The organism is Pseudomonas sp. 05L36 (genome assembly GCF_056398125.1).
Window position 1 is genome coordinate 44,488 of sequence record NZ_JBFTOU010000003.1, and the last position, 26,634, is coordinate 71,121.

The 26,634-nt window shown below is 59.4% G+C and carries 27 protein-coding genes; 18 read left to right on the top strand and 9 right to left on the bottom strand.

The window, feature by feature from the left end; translation table 11 throughout:
- The first annotated feature begins 96 nt into the window (after positions 1 to 96).
- From AC1DKH_RS03895 to AC1DKH_RS03940, 10 genes are all read left to right on the top strand, one after another.
- Positions 97 to 1,014 carry a phosphatidylinositol-specific phospholipase C domain-containing protein gene (locus AC1DKH_RS03895; protein ID WP_477797467.1) on the top strand — a complete coding sequence of 306 codons (918 nt, stop codon included), beginning with the start codon at positions 97 to 99 and terminating at the stop codon, positions 1,012 to 1,014.
- 116 nt (positions 1,015 to 1,130) lie between these two features.
- The gene (locus AC1DKH_RS03900; protein ID WP_477797468.1) at positions 1,131 to 2,036 is read left to right on the top strand and encodes a helix-turn-helix domain-containing protein; all 906 of its coding nucleotides are present in this window, start codon (positions 1,131 to 1,133) and stop codon (positions 2,034 to 2,036) included.
- Positions 2,037 to 2,355: 319 nt separating this feature from the next.
- The gene (locus AC1DKH_RS03905; RefSeq protein WP_477797469.1) at positions 2,356 to 3,666 is read left to right on the top strand and encodes an ABC transporter substrate-binding protein; all 1,311 of its coding nucleotides are present in this window, start codon (positions 2,356 to 2,358) and stop codon (positions 3,664 to 3,666) included.
- 157 nt (positions 3,667 to 3,823) lie between these two features.
- Positions 3,824 to 4,750, top strand: coding sequence for a carbohydrate ABC transporter permease (locus AC1DKH_RS03910; RefSeq protein ID WP_477797470.1), 927 nt, complete (start codon positions 3,824 to 3,826; stop codon positions 4,748 to 4,750).
- Positions 4,751 to 4,758: 8 nt separating this feature from the next.
- A complete protein-coding gene (locus AC1DKH_RS03915; RefSeq protein WP_477797471.1) occupies positions 4,759 to 5,589 on the top strand; it encodes a carbohydrate ABC transporter permease in 831 nt (276 codons plus the stop codon).
- Between the two features lie 130 nt (positions 5,590 to 5,719).
- A complete protein-coding gene (locus AC1DKH_RS03920; protein ID WP_477797472.1) occupies positions 5,720 to 6,823 on the top strand; it encodes an ABC transporter ATP-binding protein in 1,104 nt (367 codons plus the stop codon).
- 16 nt (positions 6,824 to 6,839) lie between these two features.
- Complete coding sequence (locus AC1DKH_RS03925; RefSeq protein WP_477797473.1) at positions 6,840 to 8,312, top strand: mannitol dehydrogenase family protein; 1,473 nt, start codon at positions 6,840 to 6,842, stop codon at positions 8,310 to 8,312.
- Positions 8,313 to 8,387: 75 nt separating this feature from the next.
- Positions 8,388 to 9,884, top strand: a complete 1,497-nt coding sequence (gene xylB / locus AC1DKH_RS03930; RefSeq protein WP_477797474.1) for a xylulokinase — start codon at positions 8,388 to 8,390, stop codon at positions 9,882 to 9,884.
- 13 nt (positions 9,885 to 9,897) lie between these two features.
- The gene (locus AC1DKH_RS03935; protein ID WP_477797475.1) at positions 9,898 to 10,842 is read left to right on the top strand and encodes a carbohydrate kinase family protein; all 945 of its coding nucleotides are present in this window, start codon (positions 9,898 to 9,900) and stop codon (positions 10,840 to 10,842) included.
- Positions 10,843 to 11,137: 295 nt separating this feature from the next.
- A complete protein-coding gene (locus AC1DKH_RS03940; RefSeq protein ID WP_477753813.1) occupies positions 11,138 to 11,404 on the top strand; it encodes a DUF2790 domain-containing protein in 267 nt (88 codons plus the stop codon).
- Positions 11,405 to 11,501: 97 nt separating this feature from the next.
- Here AC1DKH_RS03940 and AC1DKH_RS03945 read toward each other — a convergent pair whose 3' ends face one another.
- Positions 11,502 to 11,768 carry a DUF1652 domain-containing protein gene (locus AC1DKH_RS03945; RefSeq protein WP_477797476.1) on the bottom strand — a complete coding sequence of 89 codons (267 nt, stop codon included), beginning with the start codon at positions 11,766 to 11,768 and terminating at the stop codon, positions 11,502 to 11,504.
- Between the two features lie 281 nt (positions 11,769 to 12,049).
- Between AC1DKH_RS03945 and eco the strand changes: the two genes are divergently transcribed.
- Positions 12,050 to 12,532: a serine protease inhibitor ecotin gene (gene eco / locus AC1DKH_RS03950; RefSeq protein ID WP_477797477.1), complete on the top strand. Its 483-nt coding sequence runs from the start codon at positions 12,050 to 12,052 to the stop codon at positions 12,530 to 12,532.
- Positions 12,533 to 12,583: 51 nt separating this feature from the next.
- On the opposite strand, the gene ilvA is transcribed toward eco, so the two are convergent.
- From ilvA to lpxO, 4 genes are all read right to left on the bottom strand, one after another.
- Entirely contained in the window at positions 12,584 to 13,597 is a 1,014-nt protein-coding gene (gene ilvA / locus AC1DKH_RS03955; protein ID WP_477797478.1) for a threonine ammonia-lyase, biosynthetic, read from the bottom strand.
- A 206-nt stretch (positions 13,598 to 13,803) separates the two neighbouring features.
- On the bottom strand, positions 13,804 to 14,967 hold the full coding sequence (locus AC1DKH_RS03960; protein WP_477797479.1) for a PQQ-dependent sugar dehydrogenase: 1,164 nt from the start codon (positions 14,965 to 14,967) through the stop codon (positions 13,804 to 13,806).
- Between the two features lie 67 nt (positions 14,968 to 15,034).
- Positions 15,035 to 15,376, bottom strand: a complete 342-nt coding sequence (locus AC1DKH_RS03965) for a hypothetical protein (RefSeq protein WP_477797480.1) — start codon at positions 15,374 to 15,376, stop codon at positions 15,035 to 15,037.
- 142 nt (positions 15,377 to 15,518) lie between these two features.
- A complete protein-coding gene (gene lpxO, locus AC1DKH_RS03970) occupies positions 15,519 to 16,418 on the bottom strand; it encodes a lipid A hydroxylase LpxO (protein WP_477797481.1) in 900 nt (299 codons plus the stop codon).
- A gap of 471 nt (positions 16,419 to 16,889) precedes the next feature.
- Between lpxO and AC1DKH_RS03975 the strand changes: the two genes are divergently transcribed.
- The gene (locus AC1DKH_RS03975) at positions 16,890 to 18,476 is read left to right on the top strand and encodes an ABC-F family ATPase (RefSeq protein WP_008053703.1); all 1,587 of its coding nucleotides are present in this window, start codon (positions 16,890 to 16,892) and stop codon (positions 18,474 to 18,476) included.
- A gap of 281 nt (positions 18,477 to 18,757) precedes the next feature.
- A complete protein-coding gene (locus tag AC1DKH_RS03980; protein ID WP_477797482.1) occupies positions 18,758 to 19,945 on the top strand; it encodes an MFS transporter in 1,188 nt (395 codons plus the stop codon).
- Between the two features lie 38 nt (positions 19,946 to 19,983).
- On the opposite strand, the gene AC1DKH_RS03985 is transcribed toward AC1DKH_RS03980, so the two are convergent.
- Together AC1DKH_RS03985 and AC1DKH_RS03990 are read right to left on the bottom strand one after the other, a co-directional pair.
- Complete coding sequence (locus AC1DKH_RS03985; protein ID WP_477797483.1) at positions 19,984 to 21,021, bottom strand: alpha/beta hydrolase family protein; 1,038 nt, start codon at positions 21,019 to 21,021, stop codon at positions 19,984 to 19,986.
- A gap of 168 nt (positions 21,022 to 21,189) precedes the next feature.
- Positions 21,190 to 21,801 (bottom strand): FMN-dependent NADH-azoreductase, encoded by a 612-nt coding sequence (locus tag AC1DKH_RS03990; protein WP_477797484.1) that lies wholly within the window; start codon positions 21,799 to 21,801, stop codon positions 21,190 to 21,192.
- A 131-nt stretch (positions 21,802 to 21,932) separates the two neighbouring features.
- Between AC1DKH_RS03990 and AC1DKH_RS03995 the strand changes: the two genes are divergently transcribed.
- The gene (locus AC1DKH_RS03995) at positions 21,933 to 22,841 is read left to right on the top strand and encodes a LysR substrate-binding domain-containing protein (protein WP_477761979.1); all 909 of its coding nucleotides are present in this window, start codon (positions 21,933 to 21,935) and stop codon (positions 22,839 to 22,841) included.
- Positions 22,838 to 23,197 carry an MmcQ/YjbR family DNA-binding protein gene (locus tag AC1DKH_RS04000; protein ID WP_108217507.1) on the top strand — a complete coding sequence of 120 codons (360 nt, stop codon included), beginning with the start codon at positions 22,838 to 22,840 and terminating at the stop codon, positions 23,195 to 23,197. The genes AC1DKH_RS03995 and AC1DKH_RS04000 overlap by 4 nt, the downstream gene beginning before the upstream one ends.
- A gap of 7 nt (positions 23,198 to 23,204) precedes the next feature.
- Here the strand turns inward: AC1DKH_RS04000 and AC1DKH_RS04005 are convergent, their stop codons facing one another.
- Together AC1DKH_RS04005 and AC1DKH_RS04010 are read right to left on the bottom strand one after the other, a co-directional pair.
- Positions 23,205 to 23,633: a DUF1294 domain-containing protein gene (locus AC1DKH_RS04005; protein ID WP_477753801.1), complete on the bottom strand. Its 429-nt coding sequence runs from the start codon at positions 23,631 to 23,633 to the stop codon at positions 23,205 to 23,207.
- Positions 23,630 to 24,460 (bottom strand): undecaprenyl-diphosphate phosphatase, encoded by an 831-nt coding sequence (locus AC1DKH_RS04010; protein ID WP_477797485.1) that lies wholly within the window; start codon positions 24,458 to 24,460, stop codon positions 23,630 to 23,632. The genes AC1DKH_RS04005 and AC1DKH_RS04010 overlap by 4 nt, the downstream gene beginning before the upstream one ends.
- 295 nt (positions 24,461 to 24,755) lie before the next feature.
- On the opposite strand from AC1DKH_RS04010, the gene pnuC reads away from it, so the two are divergent.
- The 3 genes from pnuC to AC1DKH_RS04025 all read left to right on the top strand — a co-directional run bounded on the left by pnuC (position 24,756) and on the right by AC1DKH_RS04025 (position 26,633).
- A complete protein-coding gene (pnuC, locus tag AC1DKH_RS04015) occupies positions 24,756 to 25,319 on the top strand; it encodes a nicotinamide riboside transporter PnuC (RefSeq protein WP_477797486.1) in 564 nt (187 codons plus the stop codon).
- Positions 25,316 to 25,840 (top strand): AAA family ATPase, encoded by a 525-nt coding sequence (locus tag AC1DKH_RS04020; protein WP_477797487.1) that lies wholly within the window; start codon positions 25,316 to 25,318, stop codon positions 25,838 to 25,840. Before pnuC ends, AC1DKH_RS04020 begins: the two co-directional genes overlap by 4 nt.
- 346 nt (positions 25,841 to 26,186) lie before the next feature.
- Complete coding sequence (locus AC1DKH_RS04025; RefSeq protein ID WP_477761980.1) at positions 26,187 to 26,633, top strand: hypothetical protein; 447 nt, start codon at positions 26,187 to 26,189, stop codon at positions 26,631 to 26,633.
- Position 26,634 lies beyond the last annotated feature (1 nt).

Consider the following 26,634-nt stretch of genomic DNA (forward strand, 5'->3'; position numbering starts at 1 on the left):
CCTGTTTTTTAGTTGCTATAAAACCCCTCTCCGCCAAATGCGATAAAGCATTTAGCGCATAAACAACTGTATCCAACCCACTTGCACGGACGCACTATGGACGACAATAACGAAATACAACCAAGCTTTGAGTATGGCAACTATAAACCCACACTCAACGACTGGATGAGTAATATTCCAATCATCGAAAACTTGACGCTCGGCGAGCTGATTTTGCCTGGCGCACATAATACCGGCTCAGACAAGAACGGTAACTATATCTGGGCACCAACCATGCACTGGGCCGTCTGCCAAAACGAATCGTTTTATTATCAACTGATGAACGGCGCCAGGGCATTCGACATCAGACTTGAATTTGACATGAATATCAGGAATGGCAATAGTTACTCGTATTTTTACTTTCACCATAACGGAATACGCTCCTATCGCGAGCTCTCTCAGCTCGCTCAGGATATCTCCAGCTTTCTAGTGCATAATCCCGATGAGTTCATAATCCTCGACTTCCACAAACTGGAACGTGGAAATCGTCCCGTTAACTTCAAGGAATTCAGTGACCGCCTCGTGCGCAGTTTAGGCGAACTCATCATTCCTCCTGAACACAGCCGCAAGACGCTTGGACAGTTGAAACGCATCAGCAGGACTCAACGGGTACTGCTCGCCGCCGATCATCACCCGCACCTGGACCCACAAGCCTTTTGCAGGAGCGTTCAACATAAATGGAGCGGCTCCGCCATCACCGATGTCCAATACCTCGAATCTTTTATTGAAACCGTCATGACGACCCCTCCCTCTTCAAGTTTCCCATGGTCTCTATCTGCCACCGCTTACTCCGTCGTCGGTGGCCCGGTTAGCATCCCCAAAGAGCTGAATGATTGGTTCGATGTAAACAAACCATGGATTCACAAATGCAGCATTATCAATGTGGATTTTTTTGAAGAGTCAAACCTGGTTCACAACTGCCGCGCGGCAAACGTAATGAAGGCCCAATCCCGCCTCAAGCAACAGCGGCCATGAGGCAATGGTGCGCGGTTTTTTGATATCCGCCTGGGCGTACGTTCAAACGGCAGAGTAGCGTTATCCATCCGGCTGGAGGCATGATCAGGGCGGGATAACAACACAAGCGCCCTGACATGACCCGCACCGCCAGAGTCACCGATCCTTCCTATGAATTGATGGACGACCACAACGGGTTGTCCATCATCTACCGTCAGCATGGCTTTCCCTGCCCGCTGGTGCGCTGGCATTTCCATAAGGAATACGAGTTGCACCTGATCGTCGCCAGTTCCGGCAAGGTGTTCATTGGCGATTACATCGGCAACTTCTATCCGCAAACCCTGTTCCTGACCGGCCCCAACCTGCCCCACAACTGGATCAGCCAGGTGGCCGAGGACGAAGTGGTACCCAAGCGCGACATGCTGGTCAACTTCACCGACGAGCTGTTTGAAAGCGGCCATCAGGTGTTTGCCGAACTCAAGACCCTGGCGCCGCTGCTGGAGCGCGCGCAATACGGCATCGAGTTTCGCTGCAAGCACACCATCGCCCAGGCCATGGACTTGATGCAGCGCATCGCCGAAACCAGCGGCATCACCCGGCTCGGGCACTTTTTCATTCTGCTGGAGTTGCTCGCGGCCACCGACGACTACCAATTGCTCTCTGGCGCCACGACGCCACAACTGGCCGACGAGCACAACATCGATCGCACCAACCGCGCGGTGGATTATATTTTCGCTCACTACGCCCGGGACCTGACACTGGAAGAAGTCGCCGAGCACCTGGGCATGAAGCCCACGTATTTCAGCCGCGTATTCAAGCAGGCCACCGGGCGCAATTTCGTCGAATTCGTCAATCGCCTGCGCATCAGCAAGTCCTGCGAGTTGCTGGCCGATGGCGACAAGCCGGTCACTGACGTGTGCTTCGAATCGGGCTTCAACAATATTTCCAACTTCAACCGGCGCTTCCAGCAACTCAAGGGCATGACCCCGTCGCATTATCGGCGGTTGGTGGTGCAGCGGCTGACCGAGCAAAACCTGGGTTAAAAATCAAAAGATCGCAGCCTTCGGCAGCTCCTACCGCTGGAATGCGCCCTCCTGTAGGAGCTGCCGAAGGCTGCGATCTTTTCTCTGCTAAAAGCTATAAAACCTGTACGGATTCAATACCCCTCCTTCGCTGAAAAGCCCTTCCCTGCGCCTACCTGCCAAAACCCCAGTGCAAAAAAGTATCGATCAAAGTGCGATGGATGATTTGTCTCGCCCTCCATTGAAGGATGTAATCAGTGCACATTCTTCCCTCCGCAGGAAGACACAAAAACAATAACTGTCCTTCTGTAACCCATTGGGTGCAGAAAAGGAGTGCACGATGCAACCTTCAGTAAAAGCTCTGCTCGCCCTCACCTGCATGACCCTCAGTAGCGCCAGTCTCGGCGCCCAGACCCTGACCATCGCCACCGTCAACAACAGCGACATGATCCGCATGCAAAAGCTTTCGAAAACCTTCGAGGCCGAGCATCCGGACATCAAGCTCAATTGGGTGGTGCTCGAAGAAAACGTCCTGCGCCAGCGCCTGACCACTGACATCGCCACCCAGGGCGGGCAGTTCGACGTGCTGACCATCGGCATGTACGAAGCCGCACTCTGGGGCGCCAAGGGCTGGCTGGCGCCGATGAAGGATTTGCCGGCCAGCTACGCCCTCGACGATGTGTTCCCGTCGGTGCGCGAAGGCCTGTCCGTCAAAGGCTCGCTGTATGCGCTGCCGTTCTACGCCGAAAGCTCGATCACCTACTACCGCACCGACCTGTTCAAGGACGCCGGCCTGACCATGCCCGAGCGCCCGACCTGGGAGCAGATCGGTGAATTCGCCGCCAGGCTCAACAAACCCGAGCAAGAACAGTACGGCATCTGCCTGCGGGGCAAGGCCGGCTGGGGCGAGAACATGGCGCTGATCAGCACCGTCGCCAACGCCTACGGCGCTCGCTGGTTCGATGAACAGTGGCAGCCGCAATTCAACGGCCCCGAGTGGAAAAGCGCGCTGAATTTCTACGTCGACACCATGAAGAAATCCGGCCCGCCGGGCGCCTCGAGCAATGGTTTCAATGAAAACCTGGCGTTGTTCAACAGCGGCAAATGCGCGATCTGGGTCGATGCCAGCGTCGCCGGCTCATTCGTCACCGACAAGGCCCAGAGTAAGGTCTCCGATCACGTCGGCTTCACCTATGCGCCGCATCAAGTCACCGACAAGGGCTCGGCCTGGCTGTACTCCTGGGCACTGGCCATTCCCACCAGTTCCAAAGCCAAGGAAGCAGCGAAAACCTTCAGCGCCTGGGCCACTTCCAAAGAATACGGCGCACTGGTCGCGGAAAAAGACGGCATCGCCAACGTGCCGCCGGGTACCCGGGCCTCGACCTACAGCGAGGCGTACATGAGCGCTGCGCCATTCGCCAAGGTCACGCTGGAATCACTCAAGGCCGCGGACCCGAGCAAGCCGGGCGCCAGGCCTGTGCCGTATATCGGCATCCAGTTGGTGACCATTCCCGAGTTCCAGGGCATTGGTACCCAGGTCGGCAAGTCCTTCTCTGCAGCGTTGATCGGCCAGACCACGGTCGACCAGGCATTGGCGGCGGCCCAGCAAACCACTGAACGCGAAATGAAGCGCGCGGGTTATCCCAAGTAACACCGTATCCAATGTGGGAGCGAGCTTGCTCGCGATGAGGCCATGACATTCAACAGTGATGTCGGCTGACAGATTGCTATCGTCGGAACGCCGCCCGGAGCAAGCTCGCTCCCACAGTTGATCTTCATATGCCTGTAATTAATCGGTTCTGATCACCATGAATACATCAACTGCCAAAGCTCACATGGACATTGTCCAACCCCAGCGCAAACGCCGCGTGACCGATCCCGGCTGGTTTCTGGTCAGCCCTTCGGTGGCATTGCTGCTGTTGTGGATGATCGTACCCCTGGGCATGACCCTCTACTTCTCGACCATCCGCTACAACTTGCTCAATCCCGGCGAGAACGCGTTCGTCGGGCTGGAAAACTTCACTTACTTCCTCACCGATTCGGGCTTCCTGCCCGGCGCCACCAACACGCTGTTGCTGGTGGGCAGCGTGCTGCTGATCAGTGTGGTGTTCGGCGTGCTGATCAGTGCGCTGCTGGAGGCCAGTGAGTTTTTCGGTCGCGGCATCGTGCGGGTGATGCTGATCTCGCCGTTTTTCATCATGCCCACGGTGGGCGCGCTGATCTGGAAGAACCTGATCTTCCATCCGGTATCAGGGATTCTCGCCTACGTCTGGAAGCTGTTCGGTGCGCAACCGGTGGACTGGCTCGCACACTACCCGCTGCTGTCGATCATCATCATTGTCTCGTGGCAATGGCTGCCCTTCGCGATCCTGATCCTGATGACCGCCATGCAGTCCCTCGACCAGGAACAGAAAGAAGCCGCGCGCCTGGACGGTGCCGGACCCATCGCGATTTTCTGGCACTTGACCCTGCCGCACCTGGCGCGGCCGATTGCGGTGGTGGTGATGATCGAAACCATCTTCCTGCTCTCGGTGTTCGCCGAAATCTTCACCACCACCAACGGCGGCCCCGGCTACGCCTCGACCAACCTCGCCTACCTGATCTACAACCAGGCGCTGGTGCAGTTCGACGTCGGCATGGCCTCGGCGGGCGGCTTGATCGCCGTGGTCATCGCCAACATCGCCGCGATCATTCTGGTGCGAATGATCGGCAAAAACCTGACCGACAAAGCCTGAGGCCTGCCATGACTCTTCAACAATCCCGTCGCCTGCAAAGCCTGCTGCTCGGTACGTTGGCCTGGGCCATCGCGATCCTGATTTTCTTCCCGATCTTCTGGATGGTGCTGACCAGTTTCAAGACCGAAATCGATGCCTTCGCCACGCCGCCGCAGTTCATCTTCACGCCAACGCTTGCGAACTACCTGCACATCAACGAGCGCAGCGACTATTTCAGTTTCGCCTGGAACTCGGTGGTGATTTCCTTCAGCGCCACGGCCCTGTGCCTGCTGATCGCGGTGCCTGCGGCCTACTCAATGGCGTTCTACGAAACCCAGCGCACCCGAGGCACACTGCTATGGATGCTCTCGACCAAGATGCTGCCGCCGGTGGGCGTGCTGATGCCGATCTATCTGCTGGCCAAGAGTTTCGGCCTGCTCGATACGCGCATTGCACTGATCGTCATCTATACGCTGATCAACCTGCCGATCGTGGTCTGGATGATTTACACCTACTTCAAGGACATCCCCAAGGACATCCTCGAAGCCGCGCGCCTGGACGGCGCAACGCTGGCGCAGGAAATGCTCCGGGTGTTGCTGCCCATCGCCAAGGGCGGCCTGGCGTCCACGGTGCTGCTGTCGCTGATCCTGTGCTGGAACGAGGCCTTCTGGTCGCTGAACCTGACCTCGTCCAAAGCCGCACCGCTGACCGCGTTGATCGCCTCGTACTCGAGCCCCGAAGGGCTGTTCTGGGCCAAGTTGTCGGCCGTCTCGACCCTGGCCTGTGCGCCGATCCTGATCTTCGGCTGGATCAGCCAGAAACAACTGGTTCGCGGCCTGTCGTTCGGCGCCGTGAAATGAATCAAAAGCAAAAGATCGCAGCCTTCGGCAGCTCCTACACAGAGCCCCCAAGCACCACGACTCCCCTGTAGGAGCTGCCGCAGGCTGCGATCTTTTGATCTTAAACAACAACAAACGGAGGCCCATCACCATGGCCAACCTGAAAATCAAGAATCTGCAAAAAGGCTTCGAAGGCTTTTCCATCATCAAGGGCATTGACCTGGAAGTGAACGACAAGGAATTCGTGGTCTTCGTCGGCCCGTCGGGTTGCGGCAAATCCACGTTGCTGCGGCTGATCGCCGGGCTGGAAGAAGTCAGCGGCGGCACCATCGAACTCGATGGCCGCGACATCACCGAAGTGAGCCCGGCCAAGCGCGACCTGGCGATGGTGTTCCAGACCTACGCACTGTACCCGCACATGAGCGTGCGCAAGAACATGTCGTTCGCCCTCGACCTGGCCGGCGTGGCGAAGGCCGAGGTGGAGAAAAAGGTCAGCGAAGCGGCGCGCATCCTCGAACTGGGGCCGATGCTGGAGCGCAAGCCCAAGCAACTGTCCGGCGGCCAGCGCCAGCGCGTGGCGATTGGCCGGGCCATCGTGCGCAACCCGAAAATCTTCCTGTTCGACGAACCGTTGTCCAACCTCGATGCCGCCCTGCGCGTGCAGATGCGCCTGGAACTGTTGCGCCTGCACAAAGAACTGCAAGCCACGATGATCTACGTGACTCACGATCAGGTCGAAGCGATGACCATGGCTGACAAAGTGGTCGTACTCAATGGCGGCAAGATCGAGCAAGTCGGCTCGCCGCTGGACCTCTATCACCAGCCGGCCAACCTGTTTGTCGCGGGGTTTCTGGGCACACCGAAAATGGGCTTTCTCAAAGGCAAGGTCACACGCACCGACAGCCAGGGTTGCGAAGTGCAACTGGACGCCGGTACCCGCATCAGCCTGCCCTTGAGCGGCAGGCATCTGAGCGTCGGGAGTGCGGTGACGCTGGGCATCCGCCCCGAGCATCTGGAACTGGCCAAACCCGGCGACTGCACCTTGCAGGTCACCGCCGATGTCAGCGAACGCCTGGGCAGCGACACCTTCTGCCACGTTCTGACCTCGTCCGGCGAAGCCCTGACCATGCGTGTTCGCGGCGATCTGGCCAGCCGTTATGGCGAAACCCTGAGCCTGCACCTGGATGCGCAACACTGCCATTTATTCAATGCCGAAGGCGTGGCACTGACCCGCCCGCTGCGCGTTGCTGCCTGATTTCAGAGAGCCTGCGATGAAACTGAACAAACATAACCTCAGCCGCCTCGCGCCTGAAGTGGTCCTGCCCGCCTACGCGTTAGGCGATACCCGCCAAGGCATCGCGCACATCGGCGTCGGCGGTTTCCATCGCGCCCACCAGGCGTTTTACACCGATGCACTGATGAATACCGGAGAAGCGCTGGACTGGGCAATCTGTGGTGTCGGCCTGCGCGCCGAGGACCGCCGCGCCCGTGACGATCTCAAGGAGCAGGACTACCTGTTTACCTTGTTCGAGCTTGGTGATGACGACGACACCGAGGTGCGGGTGATCGGGGCAATTCGCGACATGTTGCTGGCAGAGGACGATGCCCAGGCGTTGATCGACAAACTGGCCAGTCCCGAGATCCGCATCGTCTCGCTGACCATCACCGAAGGCGGTTACTGCATCGACGACAGCACCGGTGAGTTCATGGCGCACTTGCCGCAGATTCAGCATGACCTGGCGCATCCGGAGGCGCCGAAAACCGTGTTCGGTTTCCTCTGTGCCGCACTGGCCAAGCGTCGCGCCGCCGGCACGCCGGCCTTCACCCTGATGTCCTGCGATAACCTGCCGCACAACGGTGCCGTCACCCGTAAGGCGCTGCTAGCCTTCGCCGCCTTGCACGACGGCGAATTACGCGACTGGATCGACGCCAACGTCAGTTTCCCCAACGCCATGGTCGACCGCATCACGCCGACGACCAGTTCCCGGCACCGCCTGCAACTGGCCGACCAGCATGGGGTGGACGATGCCTGGCCAGTAGTCTGCGAACCCTTTGTGCAATGGGTGCTGGAAGACAAGTTCGTCAACGGTCGCCCGGCCTGGGAAAAGGTTGGCGTGCAGTTCACCGACGACGTCACGCCCTACGAAGAAATGAAGATCAAGCTGCTCAACGGCAGTCATCTGGCGCTGACGTACCTGGGATTCCTCAAGGGTTACCGCTTCGTCCATGAGACCATGAACGACCCACTGTTCGTGCGCTACATGCGCGCCTACATGGACCTGGATGTGACGCCGCAGCTGCCGGCGGTGCCGGGAATTGACCTGGCCGAGTACAAGAACACCCTGGTGACGCGCTTCTCCAATCAGGCGATTGCCGATCAGCTTGAACGGGTGTGTTCGGACGGCTCGTCGAAGTTTCCGAAATTCACCGTGCCGACCATCAATCGCTTGATCGCCGATGGCCGTGAGACCAGGCGCGCAGCGTTGGTGGTGGCGGCGTGGGCGCTGTACCTCAAGGGCGTGGATGAGCATGGCGAGACCTATTCGATCCCGGACCCACGCGCAGCGTTCTGCCAGACGCTGGTGGCCGATGATGTGTTGATTACCCAGCGATTGTTGGCGGTCGAGGAGATTTTTGGTACGGCGATTCCCCGCTCGGCGGAGTTTGTCGCGGCGTTCGAGTGGTGTTGCAACAGTTTGCGGGATTTTGGGGTGTCGCGGACGTTGGAACGGGTGCTGGCGTAGGCCCTGCGGTGAGTCTGCTGCCGCCATGAATGTTGAATGCTCACTGATATCGACCTGACGATCCAAGGATCCTGCATGACAACCCGACAACTCTTCCTCGGCATCGACTGCGGCACCCAAGGCACCAAGGCCATCATCCTCGACGCGATCAGCGGTGAAGTGCTCGGCCTGGGAGCCGCCAGCCACAGCCTGATCAGCGGCCCCAATGGCTGCCGCGAACAGGACACCCGTCAGTGGCTGGAAGCCTTCGCCACTGCCACCCGCCGTGCGTTGCTCGCGGCCAAGGTCGATGGCCAGTCGATCCTCGGCATTGGCGTCTCCGCTCAGCAACACGGCCTGGTGCTACTGGACGATCAGGGCCAGGTATTGCGTGCGGCCAAGCTCTGGTGCGACACCGAAACCACCCCGGAAAATGACCGCCTGCTGGCCCATCTGGGCGGCGAAAAGGCTTCACTGGAACGCCTCGGCGTGGTCATCGCGCCGGGCTACACCCTGTCCAAACTGCTATGGACCAAAGAGCAGCATCCCGAGGTGTTTTCCCGCATCGCCCGCATCCTGCTACCCCACGACTACCTCAACCATTGGCTCACCGGCCGCAGTTGCAGCGAATACGGCGATGCCTCGGGCACCGGGTATTTCAATGTGCGTACGCGCCGGTGGGATTTGCAATTGTTGCTGGACATCGACCCGAGCGGATGCCTGCAAGCCGCGCTACCTGAGCTGATCGATGCCCATCAGGCGGTCGGTACGGTTCTGCCGGGTATTGCCGAACACCTGGGCATCAACCCGCGGGCACTGGTGTCCAGTGGCGGCGGCGACAACATGATGGGCGCCATTGGCACCGGCAACATCCAGCCCGGTGCAATCACCATGAGCCTCGGCTCGTCCGGCACGGTGTACGCCTATGCCGATCAACCGAGCGTCGCCGCGGATGCCGCAGTCGCCACGTTCTGTTCTTCCAGTGGCGGATGGTTGCCATTGATCTGCACCATGAACCTGACCAATGCCACCGGTCTGATTCGCGACCTGCTGGACCTCGACATCGATCAGTTCAATGAGCTCGTTGCCCAGGCGCCGATCGGTGCCGAAGGTGTGAGCATGTTGCCGTTTTTCAACGGGGAGCGGGTGCCTGCCCTGCCCCATGCCAGTGGCAGCCTGTCGGGTCTGACCATGACCAATCTGACCCGGGCCAATCTGTGCCGCGCGGTGGTCGAAGGCACGACGTTCGGTTTGCGTTACGGACTGGACCTGTTACGCCACAATGGCTTGCAAAGCCGCAGCATTCGGCTGATCGGCGGTGGTTCGAAAAGCGCGGTGTGGCGGCAGATCGTCGCCGACACCATGAACACCCCGGTGATCTGCACCGAACAAAGCGAGGCCGCGGCTCTCGGTGCGGCGATCCAGGCGGCCTGGTGCGTATCCCGGGCGAACAGGCACGAACACAGTCTGGCGGACTTGTGCGAGCGTTGCGTGAAGCTCGACCCGGCCAGTGAAACCCTGCCGGTCGCCGACAATGTACACGCCTGTCAGCAGGCGTATGAACGCTATCAACAGCATGTCGCAACCCTTTGAAGAGTGAACAACTATGTACCTGGTGTGTGGCGAAGCGCTGTTCGATTTTTTCAGTGAAAACGACGCCAGCGGTCTGGCTTCCAAAGTGAACTTCAAAGCCATTGCCGGTGGTTCGCCGTTCAATGTGGCAGTGGGCTTGCGCCGATTGGGCGTGGACGCGGCGCTGTTGGCCGGGTTGTCCACCGATTACCTGGGGCGGCGCCTGCTGCAAGTGCTGCAAGATGAAGGCGTGTGCCAGGACTACCTGCTGGATTTTGCCGCGCCGACCACCCTGGCGATGGTCGCGGTCGGGGCCAATGGCTCACCGCAGTACAGCTTCCGTGGCGAAGGCTGCGCGGATCGACAATTGCAACCGGAGCACCTGCCGCCACTCGGGCCTGAGGTACGCGGCCTGCATATCGGTTCGTTCTCCCTGGTGGTGCAGCCGATTGCCGACACCCTATTGGCACTGGTGCGCCGGGAAAGCGGCAAGCGCCTGATCAGCCTCGATCCGAACGTGCGCCTGAACCCGGAGCCGGACATTGACCTGTGGCGTGCACGGATCGCGACGCTGGTCGAACTGGCTGATCTGATCAAGGTCAGCGACGAGGATCTGCATCTGCTGTACCCCGGCCAGGACCCGGCGCAGGTGATCGAAGGCTGGTTGCAGCACCGCTGTCAGCTGGTGTTCCTGACCCGGGGCGGCGATGGCGCGAGCGTGTTCAGCCGGGTTCACGGTTCGTGGTCGGCTCCTGCCTGTGCGGTAAAAATCGCCGACACCGTGGGCGCGGGCGATACTTTTCAGGCGGCGCTGATTACCTGGCTGACCGAACAGCAGCTGGACTCGGTGGAGGGAGTGAAACAACTTGGCCGCGAGCAGATCGACCGCATGCTGAAGTTCGCAGTGCAGGCGGCCGCGTTGACGTGCAGCAGGACCGGGCCGGATTTGCCTTATCGCAAGCAACTGGATTTGCGCTGAGTTCGAAGGCCTCTTCGCGAGCAGGCTCGCTCCTACAGTAGATTCATGTCCGACAGCGATCCAATGTAGGAGCGAGCCTGCTCGCGATGACTTTCCATCAGGCGCCCGATGGTCTTAACTGATACACAGGATCGCGCATTCGCAACAGACGGCGTTCAGCCGGGTTAACCCTCGCTTAACCGTGCGGTCCAACACTTCACTGGACCGCACGCCCTCAGACTGCTCTGACGCCCAGTGCGGCAAGTTCGACAAGCAACACATCGAACTGACTTTCCGTCCGCACCGGAGATCGCTGATGAACACTCGTACCCTGCTGGTTACCACCGCCCTCGCCTGCACTGCGTTTGCCGGCCTGGCTCAGGCCAATGACACCACTGACTCTCAAGCCGTGCCCTATCACTACGGCATGCCATTGCATGTCAGCAAAGTGATTTCACTGACCGAGCCGGACACCCTTGAGTGCAAAGTGGTAAATGCCCAGATGAAGTACATTGATGACAGGGGAAAACCCGCAGAAATTACCTACCGTAAACTTTCCGACGCCTGCGAGAACCAGAGCTGAGCGAAAAGTCTGATTTGCCGACGGTTGCCGTTGAACTGGCGCTGGGCCTGGCGTTCCTCCAGACCCGGCGCGTGTCCGTGGAACTCGAAACCGCAGGTTAAAGCGCTTTGCCCAGCATCGAGTGGGGATCGACCTCGACGTGATGCTGTTTGGAACGCAGCCGGGCAATCAACTCGTTGATTTCCCGGCAACCATTGAGCCCGGAAGCATCAATGCCGGTGACCAATAGATCCAGGTGATCGGTTTGCCCGTCTGCATAGACCTTGACGGTCATCGACAGATCCGGTGACAGCGTGCACTGGCAGCGCACGGGCAGAAAACTGCTTTCGATGATGTTGCGAATTTCCAAGGCAGAAAGAAACATGGCGACTCCCTCCTATGTGAGACTGCCAATAACGGTCAATGCTCGCTCATATGAAATCCCGGCAAGCTTCAAGGACAGATACAGCATAAATCATGCTCCGGATTTCGCTGTGCAGCTCATCGGCAATTCATGGGTTCAGGCAAGATACCTGTAAAGCCTGTCATGCCGTTTGCAATATACACCCCTTGTGACCTTGAAATTTGCACGCTGGGCGCCACGGGTTTGCATTCACTGCACACCACAGTAAAAATGCCGCCCTTCACTTCAAGCAAGGAGGCATCATGAGTTCTTTGACCGTTAACGCTTGCGCAGCGCTAGCCGCACTGGGGCTTGCCGGCCTGGCGCACGCCGCCAAACTCGAAGGCACCGCGCCCTATCCGAAGGCCGAAAGCGGGTTTACCCGCCAGGTGATTCACCTCGCACCACAGACCCGGGAAAACGACTTCCAGGTCGAGATCCTGGCCGGCAAGACGATGACCGTCGACTGCAATAACCCGCGTCTGGGTGGCATTCTCGAAGAGAAGAACCTCGAGGGTTGGGGCTACCCGTTCTATCGCCTGGAAAAAGTCATTGGCCCGATGAGCACGCTGATGGCCTGCCCGACCGGCACGAGCAAACAGGGTTTTGTACCGGTGGTCGGTGACGGCTTCCTGCTGCGTTACAACAGCAAGCTGCCGCTCGTGCTGTACGTGCCCAAGGACATCGAAGTGCGCTATCGGATCTGGTCGACATCGGCCAAGGTCGAGAAAGCCGTGCAGGAATAACCCGGCCATCCGGCGGACCCTCGCGGAGTCCGCTGTCGACCTGCCCGGGCGTCATACCGGGGCGCCACTCAACGCGGCGCGTTCGGCCACGTGCCCAAGGCTGTCGAAGTTGATATTGGCACCCGAGTCGATCGCCACCAGGGTCTGCCCCAAGGCACCGGTTTGCGCGACGTATTTCTTGATCCCGGCCACCGCCAGCGCACCGGAAGGTTCGGTGATCGAGCGGGTATCGTCGTAGATATTCTTGATTGCGGCGCAAAGTTCATCATTGCTGACCGTCACCACGTCATCAACGCAGAACCGGCAGACCTCAAAACCGTAAGCGCCGATCTGCGCCACCGCCACCCCATCGGCGAAGGTACCGACGCTCGGCAGCACGACCCGTTCGCTGGCATGCATCGCCGCTTGCAGACACGCGGAATGCTCCGACTCGACGCCAATGATGCGAACTTCCGGCCGCAAGTATTTGACGTAAGCAGCGATACCCGCGATCAGCCCGCCGCCGCCCACCGGCACGAAGATCGCATCCAGCGGCCCCTGATGCTGGCGCAGGATTTCCATGGCCACCGTGCCTTGCCCTGCGATCACATCGGCATCGTCGAACGGCGAAACAAAGGTGCGACCGGTTTCCCCGGCCAGGTCCAGTGCATAGGCCAGTGCAAACGGAAAGCTTTCGCCGTGCAACACCGCATCGGCGCCACGACTGCGAACCCCGATGACCTTCAATTGCGGCGTCGTGCATGGCATGACGATGGTGGCATTGATCCCCAACTCCCGAGCAGCCAGCGCCACACCCTGGGCATGATTGCCGGCAGAAGCGGTAACCACGCCGCAAGCCTTTTGCGCCTCGCTCAGTTGCACCAGCTTGTTGTAGGCGCCGCGGATCTTGAAGGAAAAGGTCGGTTGCAAGTCTTCGCGCTTGAGCAGGATCTGGTTGCCCAAGGCTTCGGACAAGGCCGGTGCCGGTTGCAGCGGCGTGCGCACGGCCAGTTCATACACCGGCGCGGCAAGGATTTTTTTGACGTAGCGTTCCAGCAAGGCCTGTTGATCGGCGGTAAAACTCATGGTCGTCTCCTGACATTGATCGGGACCCGGGAGACAGAAAGTAAAAACCCGCCTCTAGGGCGGGTTGGGTGCTGCAGTCGTGAGCTAGCCCGCCAAATGAGGAATGGCGGTAATAATGCTTGGCTGGCAGCGCAATACGGTGGAAGTCATGGCTCGAAATTAGCCGGACGGTTGTGGCAAGTCAATGGCAAGTTTTGTAGATGCCGTTAGTCAGCCGGCAACTTCAACCCGACTTTGTAAATGCCACCGTTCTCCTCATCGGTCAATACATACAAGTAGCCGTCGGGCCCCTGCCGCACATCGCGAATGCGTTGTTTCAGCTCCCCGAGCAAACGCTCCTCGTGCACCACCTTGTCGCCATCGAACTCCAGGCGGATCAGTTCCTGGCTGACCAACGCGCCAATAAACACGTTGCGCTGCCAGGCCTTGAAACGATCGGCATCGTAGAACGCCATGCCACTCAGGCCCGGGGATTTTTCCCAGACATGGTTCGGGGCAACGGTGCCTTCGACGGTATCACCCTTGGCTTCGGGAATCGGTTCACCGGAATAGTTGATGCCATGGGTGGCCAGCGGCCAGCCGTAATTCTTGCCGCGCTCGATGATGTTGACTTCATCGCCGCCCTGGGGGCCGTGTTCGTTTTCCCACAGCGTGCCGTTCCACGGGTTGAGCGCCGCGCCTTGCGGATTGCGCTGCCCGTAGGACCAGATCTCCGGGCGCACGTTAGCCTGGCCGACAAAGGGGTTGTCCTTGGGCACCGTGCCGTCCGGGTAGATGCGCACCACTTTACCTTGCAGTTTGTCGAGGTCCTGGGCAGTCGGGCGGTCGTTGTTTTCCCCCAGGGTCACGAACAGATAGCCGTCGCGATCAAACACCAGCCGCGAGCCAAAATGGTTGCCGACCGAGAGTTTGGGTACCTGCCGCAGGATCACCTGAAAATCCTTGAGCGCCGTCATATCGTCGGAGAGCCGGCCGCGGCCCACCGCAGTACCGGCCTTGTTACCCTCACCGCCACCTTCGGCATAGGACAGATAGACCGTCCGGTCCTGCTTGAAATCCGGTGACAACGCCACGTCCAGCAAGCCGCCCTGCCCCTTGGCCCAGACCGTTGGCACGCCATTGAGCGGTGCTGACAGCTTGCCGTCAGCGGTCACCAGTCGCAGGTTGCCAGGCCGTTCGGTTACCAGCATGCCTTTACGATCCGGCAAGAATGCCAGCGCCCAGGGGTGCTCCAGCCCCGTCACGACGGGGGTGACCTCGAGGGTGCCTTCTTCGCTTTTCATCGTCTGGGCGGGCGCGGCAAGCACAGGGACAGTGGCGCTGATCAATGCGCTGGCACAGAGGGTTGCCAATAGGTTTTTACGCAACATGCAGGATTCCTTTTCCGATGAACATGAGGTTTGGTGAAAAGTAGCGGGCAGAGGTGATGCCTGCCGCTCAACGGTTGTTGGTGCCGGTGTCTCGCGGGGCGGGATTGGGAATGAATGTCGGTGGGCTGGCGGGAGCGGTCCGGTCGGGATAGCGATTACCGATGCCACCGTTGTCCAGCGTCGGCGAGCGCTGGACCGGCACGGTATTGGGTCCGCGTATGGCCGGGGCGCTGGGTTGAGTGCCTTGCATGCTGTTGGGGTTGGCCCGGTGGATCGGACTGTTGTAAGGGTTGTTGTTGGTGCGGCCCGGCAGGTTCTGGGCCAATTGCAACGCAGCAGAGGCATCGGCCAGAGAGCCCAATATGGCACTCAAGGCCAGCACAATGGCGCCAAACACGTATCGGTTCATGGGGTGCCTCTCTACGTCGCGTGGATAAGGACTTCGATACCACGCTACGCCCGGGGTTCAGCTTTGTTAACAAAAACCTCCCCGGCAAGACGTAATAGGCTGGATGTTCCGGCTTCATCGTCAGCAGCCCGAACACACCCCTTCAGATCAGAATGATGACCGCCAGCAATCCGGCGAAGATCGACCACTTTTCGAGGTAGTAAAGCGTGCGATTGCGCTTTTTCAGTTGTTTTCCGTGCAGGCGAACCTTATAGATCCTGCTGAACAGCCGGTTGAGCCCGCCGGTCCTGTCGCCCGCCTCGTTCGGCGCACCTGCCGCCGACATGACGGTGCGGCTGAACCAGCGATTGAATGCCGCAGCCCAGCGATACTTCATCGGCCGCTCGACGTCGCAGAACAAGATGATGCGATTGTGCGGCGTGGTGTTCTCTGCGTAATGAATGTAGGTCTCATCGAACATCACCGCTTCGCCATCGCGCCAATGGTAGTTCTGGCCATCGACATTGATGTAGCAGCCGGCATCGTTGGGTGTTTCCAGGCCCAGGTGATAACGGTAGGAACCGGCGTACGGATCGCGATGGCGCACCAGTCTGGAGCCCGGGGGCAACTCGGCGAACATCGCCGCCTTGATCGAACCAATGCCCTGCACCAGTTCGGTGGTGCGCGGGCAGAGTTTCATGGCCGACGGGTGGCTATCGCCGTACCACTTGAGATAGAAGCGCTTCCAGCCGGTCTTGAAAAACGAGTTGAAACCGACGTCATCGTATTGATTCGATCGCTTGATCTCGCCGGTGTGAAGCAAGTTCTGGCCTTCGGCACGGATTTCTTCCCAATGTGCCTGCAGCGGGCTCAGGTCGGGAAAATCGGCCGGGTCGAGATAAGGCTTGTTGGGGATTTTCGAAAACAGATAAAGAAAGCAGTTGATCGGTGCCAGAAACGTCGAGTGGTCACTCAACTGGCGACCCAGCTTATGGCGCACGTGACCGCGCAGGTGGACATACGCAATAGAGGCAACGTAGATAACGGCAATGATGAGTTTCACGGAAATCGTCACAGGTCGGAAGTAAACAAACTGCACCCTCACGGGTCTTGTGCAGCAACTGATTACGAAACAGCGGCCCCGTAGTGCCAACGAACCTTACCGATGGTCGGTTTCCAGCTACTGGATGGCATTTTAGCCACAGCTTGTAACCAATAGTTAACCTGCAACTGTGAAAATGTGTGCGCAAAAACCGCCAAAGCGTTGCAGAGGCCTCATCGCCCTATCGTTTAAAGAGCCAGACCAGTACAATCGCCGCCAAACTTTACGCGCCCCCAGGTTGAGAGCGGGAAAATCCCCTTTCAGCGCACGTTGACTCGGGCCAGGCGCGCCACATGCTGCTGTCCACTTAATGCCAGATGGATCTTCCACTGCCAATCGGGATGAATGTCCCGGGGTCCGAACAGTGGAAACGGGTACTGAACCGGTACTGCCGCAACCCTGGCTACTCTGAATGCTTCGCAGGAAAAACCTTTGATTTCTACAGCTAACATCACGATGCAGTTCGGCGCCAAGCCGCTCTTCGAAAACGTCTCGGTCAAGTTCAACGGTGGCAACCGTTACGGTCTGATCGGCGCCAACGGTTGCGGCAAGTCGACCTTCATGAAGATTCTCGGCGACGACCTGGAGCCGTCCGGCGGCCAGGTCATGCTGGAGCCGAACGTGCGTCTGGGTAAATTGCGCCAGGACCAGTTCGCCTACGAAGAATTCACCGTGATCGATACCGTGATCATGGGTCACGAAGAACTGTGGAAGGTCAAGGCCGAGCGCGACCGCATCTACTCGCTGCCTGAAATGAGCGAAGAAGACGGCATGGCCGTGGCCGAGCTGGAAACCGAATTCGCCGAAATGGACGGCTACACCGCCGAATCCCGTGCCGGTGAACTGCTGCTGGGCCTGGGTATTCCACTGGAACAGCATTTCGGCCCGATGTCCGAAGTCGCACCAGGCTGGAAACTGCGGGTATTGCTGGCTCAGGCGCTGTTCTCCGATCCTGAAGTGCTGTTGCTCGACGAACCGACCAACCACCTGGACATCAACACCATTCGCTGGCTGGAAACCATTCTCAAGGCGCGTAACAGCACCATGATTATCATTTCCCACGACCGTCACTTCCTGAACAGCGTCTGCACCCACATGGCTGACCTGGACTACGGTGAGTTGCGCCTGTTCCCGGGCAACTATGACGAGTACATGACTGCGGCCACCCAGTCCCGCGAGCAGTTGCTGTCGGACAACGCCAAGAAGAAAGCCCAGATCTCCGAACTGCAGACGTTCGTCAGCCGCTTCTCGGCCAACGCCTCGAAAGCCAAGCAGGCCACTTCCCGCGCAAAGCAGATCGACAAGATCCAGCTGGCCGAGGTCAAGCCATCGAGCCGCGTGAGCCCGTTCATCCGTTTCGAACAGACCAAGAAGCTGCACCGCCAGGCCGTGACCATCGAGCAGATGTCCAAGGGCTTCGACGGCAAGACCCTGTTCAAGAACTTCAGCTTCACCGTCGAAGCCGGCGAGCGCCTGGCGATCATCGGCCCGAACGGTATCGGCAAGACCACCCTGTTGCGTACGCTGATGGGCGAGCTGACCCCGGACGCCGGTTCCGTGAAGTGGACCGAAAGCGCGGAACTGGGCTACTACGCCCAGGATCACGCCCATGACTTCGAAGACGACGTCAGCCTGTTCGACTGGATGGGCCAGTGGACTCAGGGCGAGCAGATCATCCGTGGCACCCTGGGCCGCATGCTGTTCTCCAACGACGAAATCCTCAAGTCGGTCAAGGTCATCTCCGGTGGTGAGCAAGGCCGCATGCTGTTCGGCAAGCTGATCCTGCAAAAGCCGAACGTTCTGGTGATGGACGAACCGACCAACCACCTGGACATGGAATCCATCGAAGCGCTGAACCTGGCGCTGGAAAACTACCCGGGCACGCTGATCTTCGTCAGCCACGACCGTGAGTTCGTATCGTCCCTGGCCACCCGCATCATCGAGTTGAGCCCTAACGGCGTGACCGACTTCAGCGGCACCTATGACGATTACCTGCGCAGCCAGGGTGTGGTGTTCTAAAACAGCTACAAGCCTTTAGTTGCAAGCTACAAATGAAAAGCCCTGTCCTGGTGACGGGGCTTTTTGCATTCCGGGCCAAGGTTTCTTGTTGGTGCATAAATCATTGCGAGCAAGCTCGCTCCCACAGGGGAATGCATTTCAAAATGTGGGAGCGAGCTTGCTCGCGATGAGGCCATGAGGAACAGCGATAATGTCACGGCAAAAGTAGTTAGCCTGCTTCCTTTTATAACAACGCCGCGCCATGATGCAGTTCTCCCACCGCCGCCCGGGAACGAGCCCTCATGTCTGTGCCGCAAGTTGCCCCGCAAAGCTCCATGGCGATCACCCTGCAGATCGTCTCCATCGTCTTCTATACCTTCATCGCCTTTCTCTGCATCGGTTTGCCGATTGCGGTACTGCCGGGTTATGTCCACGAGCAGCTCGGGTTCAGCGCCATCGTGGCCGGGCTGACCATCGGCTCGCAATACCTCGCCACCCTGCTCAGCCGGCCCATGGCCGGGCGGATGTCCGACAGCGTTGGCACCAAGCGCGCAATCATCTTTGGCTTGTCGGGGATTGCGCTCAGTGGCGCGCTGACCTTGTTGTCGACCCTGTTGCAAGGCTTTCCCTTGATCAGCCTGCTGATTCTGATCGCCGGGCGCCTGTTGCTGGGGATCGCCCAGGGATTGATCGGCGTCGGCACCATCAGTTGGTGCATGGGCCAGGTCGGCGCGGAGCATACCGCGCGGTCGATTTCCTGGAACGGCATCGCGTCCTATGGGGCGATTGCCATTGGTGCACCGCTGGGTGTGGTCATGGTGCAACAACTGGGTTTCGCCAGCCTGGGCATTGCCCTGTCGCTGCTGGCCCTGGCTGCACTGTTGCTGATTCGCAACAAGCCTTCGGTGCCGGTGGTGCACGGTGAACGTTTGCCGTTCTGGGCGGTGTTTGGGCGCATTGCGCCGTTTGGCGCGAGCCTGAGCCTGGCTTCCATTGGCTACGGCACCCTGACAACCTTTATCACCCTGTATTACGTCAATCGCGGCTGGACTGGCGCGGCCTACTGCCTGACCGTGTTTGGCGTGTGTTTCATTCTGTCGCGACTGCTGTTCATTTCCGCCATCAGCCGATTCGGCGGGTTCACGTCGGCCATTGCCTGCATGTGCATCGAGACGCTTGGCCTGGCGCTGCTGTGGCTGGCACCGTCGACCGGATATGCACTCATCGGCGCCGGCCTGACCGGGCTCGGCCTGTCCCTGGTGTATCCGGCGCTGGGTGTCGAGGCCATCAAACAGGTGCCCAGTTCCAGCCGGGGTGCGGGCTTGAGTGCTTACGCGGTGTTTTTTGACCTGGCGCTGGCCATCGCCGGCCCGTTGATGGGCGCAGTGGCGTTGAACCTGGGTTATGTGTGGATTTTCTTCAGTGCGGCGTTGTTGTCGGTGACGGGTCTGGGACTGACGCTGCTGTTGAAACACCGCGCCATGGCTTGAATCCCTGTAGGAGCTGCCGAAGGCTCCTACCAAGGGATCTATTGATCGGCGGTCTGCATCCCGGCCCGGGTTGCTCTGCCCAGGGTGCGCGAGAAGAAGCGTCCGGCTTCTGAGATCAGATTGCGGTGAATGTCTTGCCGATCGACGCCATCGGCATCGGTGCACAGCGCGGGCATGATCACGATCTGCTCGTCATTGCACGGCGCCATGAATACGAAGTGCCCTGCCCCGGCCAGCAGCTTGAAGTCAGGCGCCGTCGGCAGTTTGCGCGCCAGTGCCGCGGCGTTCTTGTCGACCGCCACCAGTTTGTCGCCATCGCCGCTGTAAAGCAGCACCGGCACATGCACATCGGCCAGGGTGTGGCGACCGAACTTCAGGCTCAACGGCGCCATCAGCATCAAGGCGTGGACGCGAGGATCAGGCACCGGTTGCAGGTCGTCACGGTCGACAATCAATTCACCCTGGGTGTTGCAGGCATCGTGGTCATCCGGACGTTCCTGGCAATAACGGCGCAGGCGATCCAGGTCCGGGGTGGCGCCAGACAGAATCAATGCGGTCTCGCCACCGGCCGAGTAACCGATGACCCCCACTTGGTCGGCATTGACGAACGGCGACAGCATACGGTCGCCCAAAGTGGCGGTGATGGCTTCGGAAATCTGGATCGGCCGGCCGTACAGGTTACTCAAAGTACCGAGTCGGCTGTGATCCCTGGAGTTGTCACCGGGGTGAATCACCGCCACCACGACGAAGCCTTTGCGCGCCAGTGACGTGGCGAGGTCGTGCAGGGCCAGCGGGGTACCGGTGTTTCCGTGGGACAGCATCAGCATCGGGAACCGGCCAATGGCAACCTTGGTGTCCTCCCCGGCTTCGACGGTGTAACCCTCGAGCTTGCTGGTGTGCTCCCAGTCACTGGACGGATAGAAGGCGATGGCGCGCATCGGCTGCAGGTCCAGTGGGTCGAGAAACGTCATCTCATGGAAGCCGACGCTCCAGTGAGGATGCGGTGCAGGCGCGGCGTGCACTGTATTCAGGCTGCTGAGCAGGCAAATCAGTAAAGTTGCACAAAGACGCACCATGGGATGCCCCACCTTGTTACCGGACTTGTGACGTGAACCCTGACAGCATAAGTCGGGCCACAATCTGAAACGACCAGAAACAAAAAACTCCGTAGCTGGTACTTGCGTAACCAGACTACAGAGTTTTTTTGGGCTTTACCTGAACGGTTGCCTACTTTTACGCAAGCCTTACGCGGCGGCGAACAACTGCTCGCTGATTTGCGTGTGAGCGTCGCTCATGGCTTTGTTGCGCACGTCGTCACCGTAAGCCAGGCCTTCGGCGCGGACGATTTCGATGTCGGTGATGCCGATGAAACCGAACAGCAACTTCAAATATTCTTCGTGGGCAACACCGGTAGCCTGACCGGCGTGCATGCCGCCGGAAGTCGAGACGATCACCACTTTCTTGCCGCCGCACAAGCCTTCAGGGCCGGCTTCGGTGTAACGGAAGGTCTGACCGGCTACCGCGATGCGGTCGATCCAGGCCTTCAGTTGAGTCGGGATGGTGAAGTTGTACATCGGTGCGGCAATCACCACGGCATCGGCCGCCAGGAATTCGGCCAGGGTCGAGGCGCTCAGTTCGGCTTCGTGCTGTTGTGCGGCATTGCGCAATTCTGCAGTGGTGCCGGCGGCGACCAGGGTGGTGGCGGAGAAGTGGCTGATCGCGTCGGCGGCCAGGTCGCGGTAGGTCACCACGGCGCTTGGCTCGGCGGCTTGCCAGGCTTTGACGACTTCGCCGCTCAGCTGACGGGAAGCCGAGTTGTCGCCCAGAATGCTCGAATCGATATGCAGCAGTTTCATGTGGGATCTCCAGGTGAGGATCGCCCACAAGGGCGATCTGATGGGACTAATCCTACAGACGAAACCAATAGCTGATTAGACGGCAACAATGCGATAGTTCGTCCCACAGATAGAACAATCGGATTCACACCATGCAAGACCTCAACGACCTGTATTACTTCGCCAAAGTGGTGGAAGCCGGTGGTTTCGCGGCAGCCGGGCGTTTGCTGGGCATCCCCAAGTCACGACTGTCACGGCGCATAGCCGAACTGGAAGAACGCCTTGGTGCTCGATTGCTGCAACGCACCACCCGACAGCTGAAATTGACCGCTGTGGGTGAGCGCTACCTCAGGCACTGCCAGGCGATGCTGCTGGAGGCGGAAATGGCCGACGAGGCCGTCGCCAGTATGTCCAGCGAGCCCCGCGGTCGTTTACGGGTGTCCTGCCCGGTCGGGCTGGCCCACGAAATATTGCCGGGGGTGATCAGCGACTTTCTGGAACGGTTTCCGCAAGTTCAGCTGGAGGTCATGCTGCTCAACCGGCGGGTCGACCTGGTGAACGAAGGCATTGACGTGGCCCTGCGTGTGCGCGAGCTGGGCGACGAAGACCCGCTGCTGGTCACTCGTCGCCTGCGTCAGGCGCAGATGCTGATGGTCGCCAGCCCCGGTTTCCTCGTGGGCCGTGAGATCAACCATCCCGAGGATTTGAAAAGCCTGCCGGTGCTCGGCGCCCTGGAAGCCGACCGCCTGGTGCACATCCGCCTGCTGGATCAAAAAGGCAAAAGTTGTGAACTCGCGCTCGAGGCCCGGCTGGGCATCGATGACTTTATCGTGCGCAAGGCCAGCACCCTCTCCGGTCTGGGCTTTACGATGCTGCCCATGATGTATTGCGAGCAGGAACTGGAAAACGGCTCACTGGTGCAGTTGCTACCCGAGTGGTCGTTGCCCGGTGGCTGGCTGCAAGCGGTCTATCCTCATCGACGCGGGGTGATGCCGGCGGTACGCGCCTGGATTGACCATTTGGTCGAATCCTTCAATGCCTGTGGGGAACGATTGTTATGAAAGCCGGACGGATGAGCGAAGAGGATGTCGCGAAGTTTTGCCTCGCCCTGCCGGGAGCGCGGGAAGACTATAAATGGGGAGGCGTACGGGTGTTTTCGATTGCCGGGAACAAGATGTTCGCGTTGCAGGGCCTGCGGGGTGATTCCCTGGCCTTCAAGGTCGACAAGGATCTGTTTCTCGGTCATTGCGACCGCCCGGGGATTCATCCGGCACCTTATCTGGCGCGCGCCCAGTGGATCATCATGGAGACGCCCTACCCGCTCGGTAGCGAAGAGCTACAGGGATTGCTGCAGCGTTCGCACCAGTTGGTGGTGAGCAGGCTGCCAAAGCGCACTCAAGTCGGACTGCTGCTATAGGGCCTTATTAGAGCAAGGCAAACACGTGTGCGCCGAGGAACAGGTGATCGATCCAGAACACCTGGTGCAGTAGCACGATGATCCAGAACACCAACTGGTACGAGACTTTGCGGGTTTTGTGCCGAAACGCTTGCTGGGCCAGCAAGGCACCGGGCCAGCCTCCGGCGAACTCCAGCGCATGCAGGACATTCTCGGGCGTGCGCCATTGCTCGGCGCGGGCCTTGCGTTTGTCACTCCAGTACAGAAAAAACGTCACGACGCTGACGATGCCGTAGGCCGCCAGGGGAATCAGCGACTCCCCATGCAGCCATGACGACACTGAACCCGACAGCGGCAACGCGCACAGGATTGCAAACACCAGCCATTTCAACCGTGAATGGCGGATCTGTCCCCCGGGCTGGCGCCCGGGGTTATTGCGCGAGCTTGAGTCACTCACGGCTTGGCTGCGCTCCAGTCGACCCAGCCGAATTGCCAGGTCGCCAAGATGATCAGGCCGAACACAATGCGATACCAGGCAAACGCCGCATAGCTGTGGTTGGCGATGAACTTGAGCAGCCCGCGGACTGCGATCATCGCGAAGACGAACGCGGTGACGAAACCGATCGCGAACACCGGGAAATCCGCCGGGACAAACAGGTGGCGGTATTTATAGCCCGAGTACACCGCTGCGCCGACCATGGTGGGCATCGCCAGGAAGAACGAGAACTCGGTAGCGGTCTTGCGCGACAGGCCGAACAGCAACCCGCCGATGATCGTCGAGCCCGAACGCGAAGTGCCCGGAATCATGGCCAGGCATTGGGCGAAGCCGACTTTCAGGGCATCTTTCCAAGTGATGTCATCCACCGTTTCCGCGTGTACTTCATGCTGACGGCGCTCGGCCCACAACATGATGATCCCGCCCACGACCAGCGCCGTTGCCACGGTGATCGGGTTGAACAGGTATTCGTGGATCAAATCGGCGAAGATCACGCCCAACACCACGGCCGGCAAGAACGCGATCAACAGGTTCGCGGTAAACCGCCGAGCGCCCGGCTGGGTCGGCAGACCGATGACCACGTCGAAGATCTTGCGTCGAAACTCCCACACCACCGCCAGGATGGCACCCAGCTGAATAATGATGTTGAACGCCATTGCCCGCTCACCCCCGAAGCCGAGCAAGTCGGCCACGATGATCTGGTGGCCGGTACTGGAAATGGGCAGGAATTCGGTCAGCCCTTCTACAACCCCAAGAATCAATGCCTGAAAGGCGGTCCAAAGATCCATCAATCCCCCAAAAGGCTATGCGCATTGGCATGCCCCGTTAGTATTTTTCAAAAGCCTTAATTGCGATCAGCGTAGCTCAAGCCCCGCGCATCAAGGATCACCACAGAACCGTAAAAATCCTGTGAAAAAACAATCCTGATTCGGGTTTATCCGCGCGGGGCCGAAATCCTACCAGACAAGTCCGATTGGCGCTGCCGCGTTATCGCACACCAACGAAGCACACCCTGCGCCACGGGATTCTCGACGCCGATCCGGTTACAATCCGTGCCCTTTTCGATTTTCCCAAGGAGCCTCCATGTCCGGGCTTGAGCTGTTTGCCGCCGCCCTCGGTGTCATTGCCGTCTGGTTGACAGTCAAACAGAACCCCTGGTGCTGGCCCATCGGCCTGGTCATGGTGCTGCTCTATAGCTGGATCTTTTTTGAGGTGAAGCTGTATTCGGACATGCTGCTGCAAGTTGTCTATGCCGCCTTACAGCTTTACGGTTGGTGGCAGTGGACGCGGATTGGTGAAGCGACCCATGGCCGCGAAGTCAGTCGGCTCGACACTCGGTCCGTGGCGTTGAGCCTTGCCATTGGCGCACTCGGCAGCCTGTTGCTGGGGGCGGCCATGGCCAACTGGACCGACGCCGCGCAACCCTGGCTCGATGCGGCGCTGACCGGATTCAGCCTGGTGGCGCAGGTCTGGATGGCGCAAAAACGTGTCCAGTGCTGGCCGCTGTGGATCGCCCTGGATGTGATTTTCGTCGGGTTGTTCATCTATAAAGGCCTGTACCTGACCGCCACCCTGTACGGGTTGTTCACCGTTATCGCCGTGCAGGGCTGGCGCGAGTGGCGCGCCGATCCGGCATTGCACGCATGAAAGTCCTGGTACTCACAGGCCCCGAATCCAGCGGTAAAAGCTGGCTGGCAGCCGAGTTGCAACAGCGTTTCGGCGGGATTCTGGTCGACGAGTATGTGCGCTGGTTCATCGAGCAGAATCCACGGGACACCACATTGGCCGACATTGCGCACATCGCCCGCGGTCAATTGGCATGGGAAGACTATGCGCGGGCGCAACGACCGTCTTTGCTCATCCTCGACACGCACCTGTTGAGCAATATCCTCTGGAGCCAAACGCTGTTTGGCGATTGCCCCGCCTGGATTGAACAAGCGCTACTGGCCCGGCATTACGACTTGCACTTGCTGCTGTCGCCGGAACACGTCGACTGGACGGATGACGGCCAGCGTTGCCAGCCCCGATTGAGTGAGCGCCAGGCATTTTTCGACCAGACCCTGGCCTGGCTTGAGCGCCACGCACAACCGGTTCAGGTACTGCACGGAGATTGGGCAGAACGCCGACTCTTGGCACTGAACGCCGTGACCCGATTGCTCGGCGCCTGACCGGCGTTTGGGGCAATTTCCCCATCACCCCCCCTGTTTTGGGGGAAAAGTGTCCGATCCTGAAACACCCTCCGTGCCTGAAACTGCCCGTTTCAACGCCCTTCATCGTTTGGTCGCCGGACTTGTTAAGGCATTGATACAACAACGCTATAACCCCTGTTCTAGAGGGGTTCGCCGGCATTTCCGGGTTGCCTGCGCATGGTTTCGTCTCACCGTTGGAACATCCTCGGCAAAGGGCCCCCGGGCAAATTCCGCAAGCCATTGAATCAACACGATATTCAAAAAACGGCACAGCTTTCGCTCTATCCCTTACACCGCTGACCAGGGCCAGCCCACAAATGAAGGAATGACCGTCGTGGGGATACTGAATAAAAAGGGCTTGACGTGCCTCCTGCTGATCGCGAGCGCGGGCGGCACTGTTCTCAGTTTCAACCTACAAGCCGAAGGCAACGGTGTCATCGTGCTTGATCGAACCATTCACGCAACTCCCATCGGTCGCAGCGGCGGCAGAGATCCGAACCCTGACACCCTAAATGCCAACCCATCGGCCCGCGTCACCGGCGAACTCAGCGATGCCGACATTGCCGGGGTCACCACCGGAACAGCCCTTCGCCACAGCAACGGGCAAAGCCCGGGTGGCCTGCAAGGCCTCAACGTCGTCACCAACCCCAACGGTTTGCCTGGCATGTCTGTCGGCCAGGGTGGTGGTAGTGGCGGCGCCATTTCCGGAACCATCAACCGCGCCATGAGCAGCGGCCTCGGTTCACTGGGCAAAATGGCGGGAGGTCAATGAG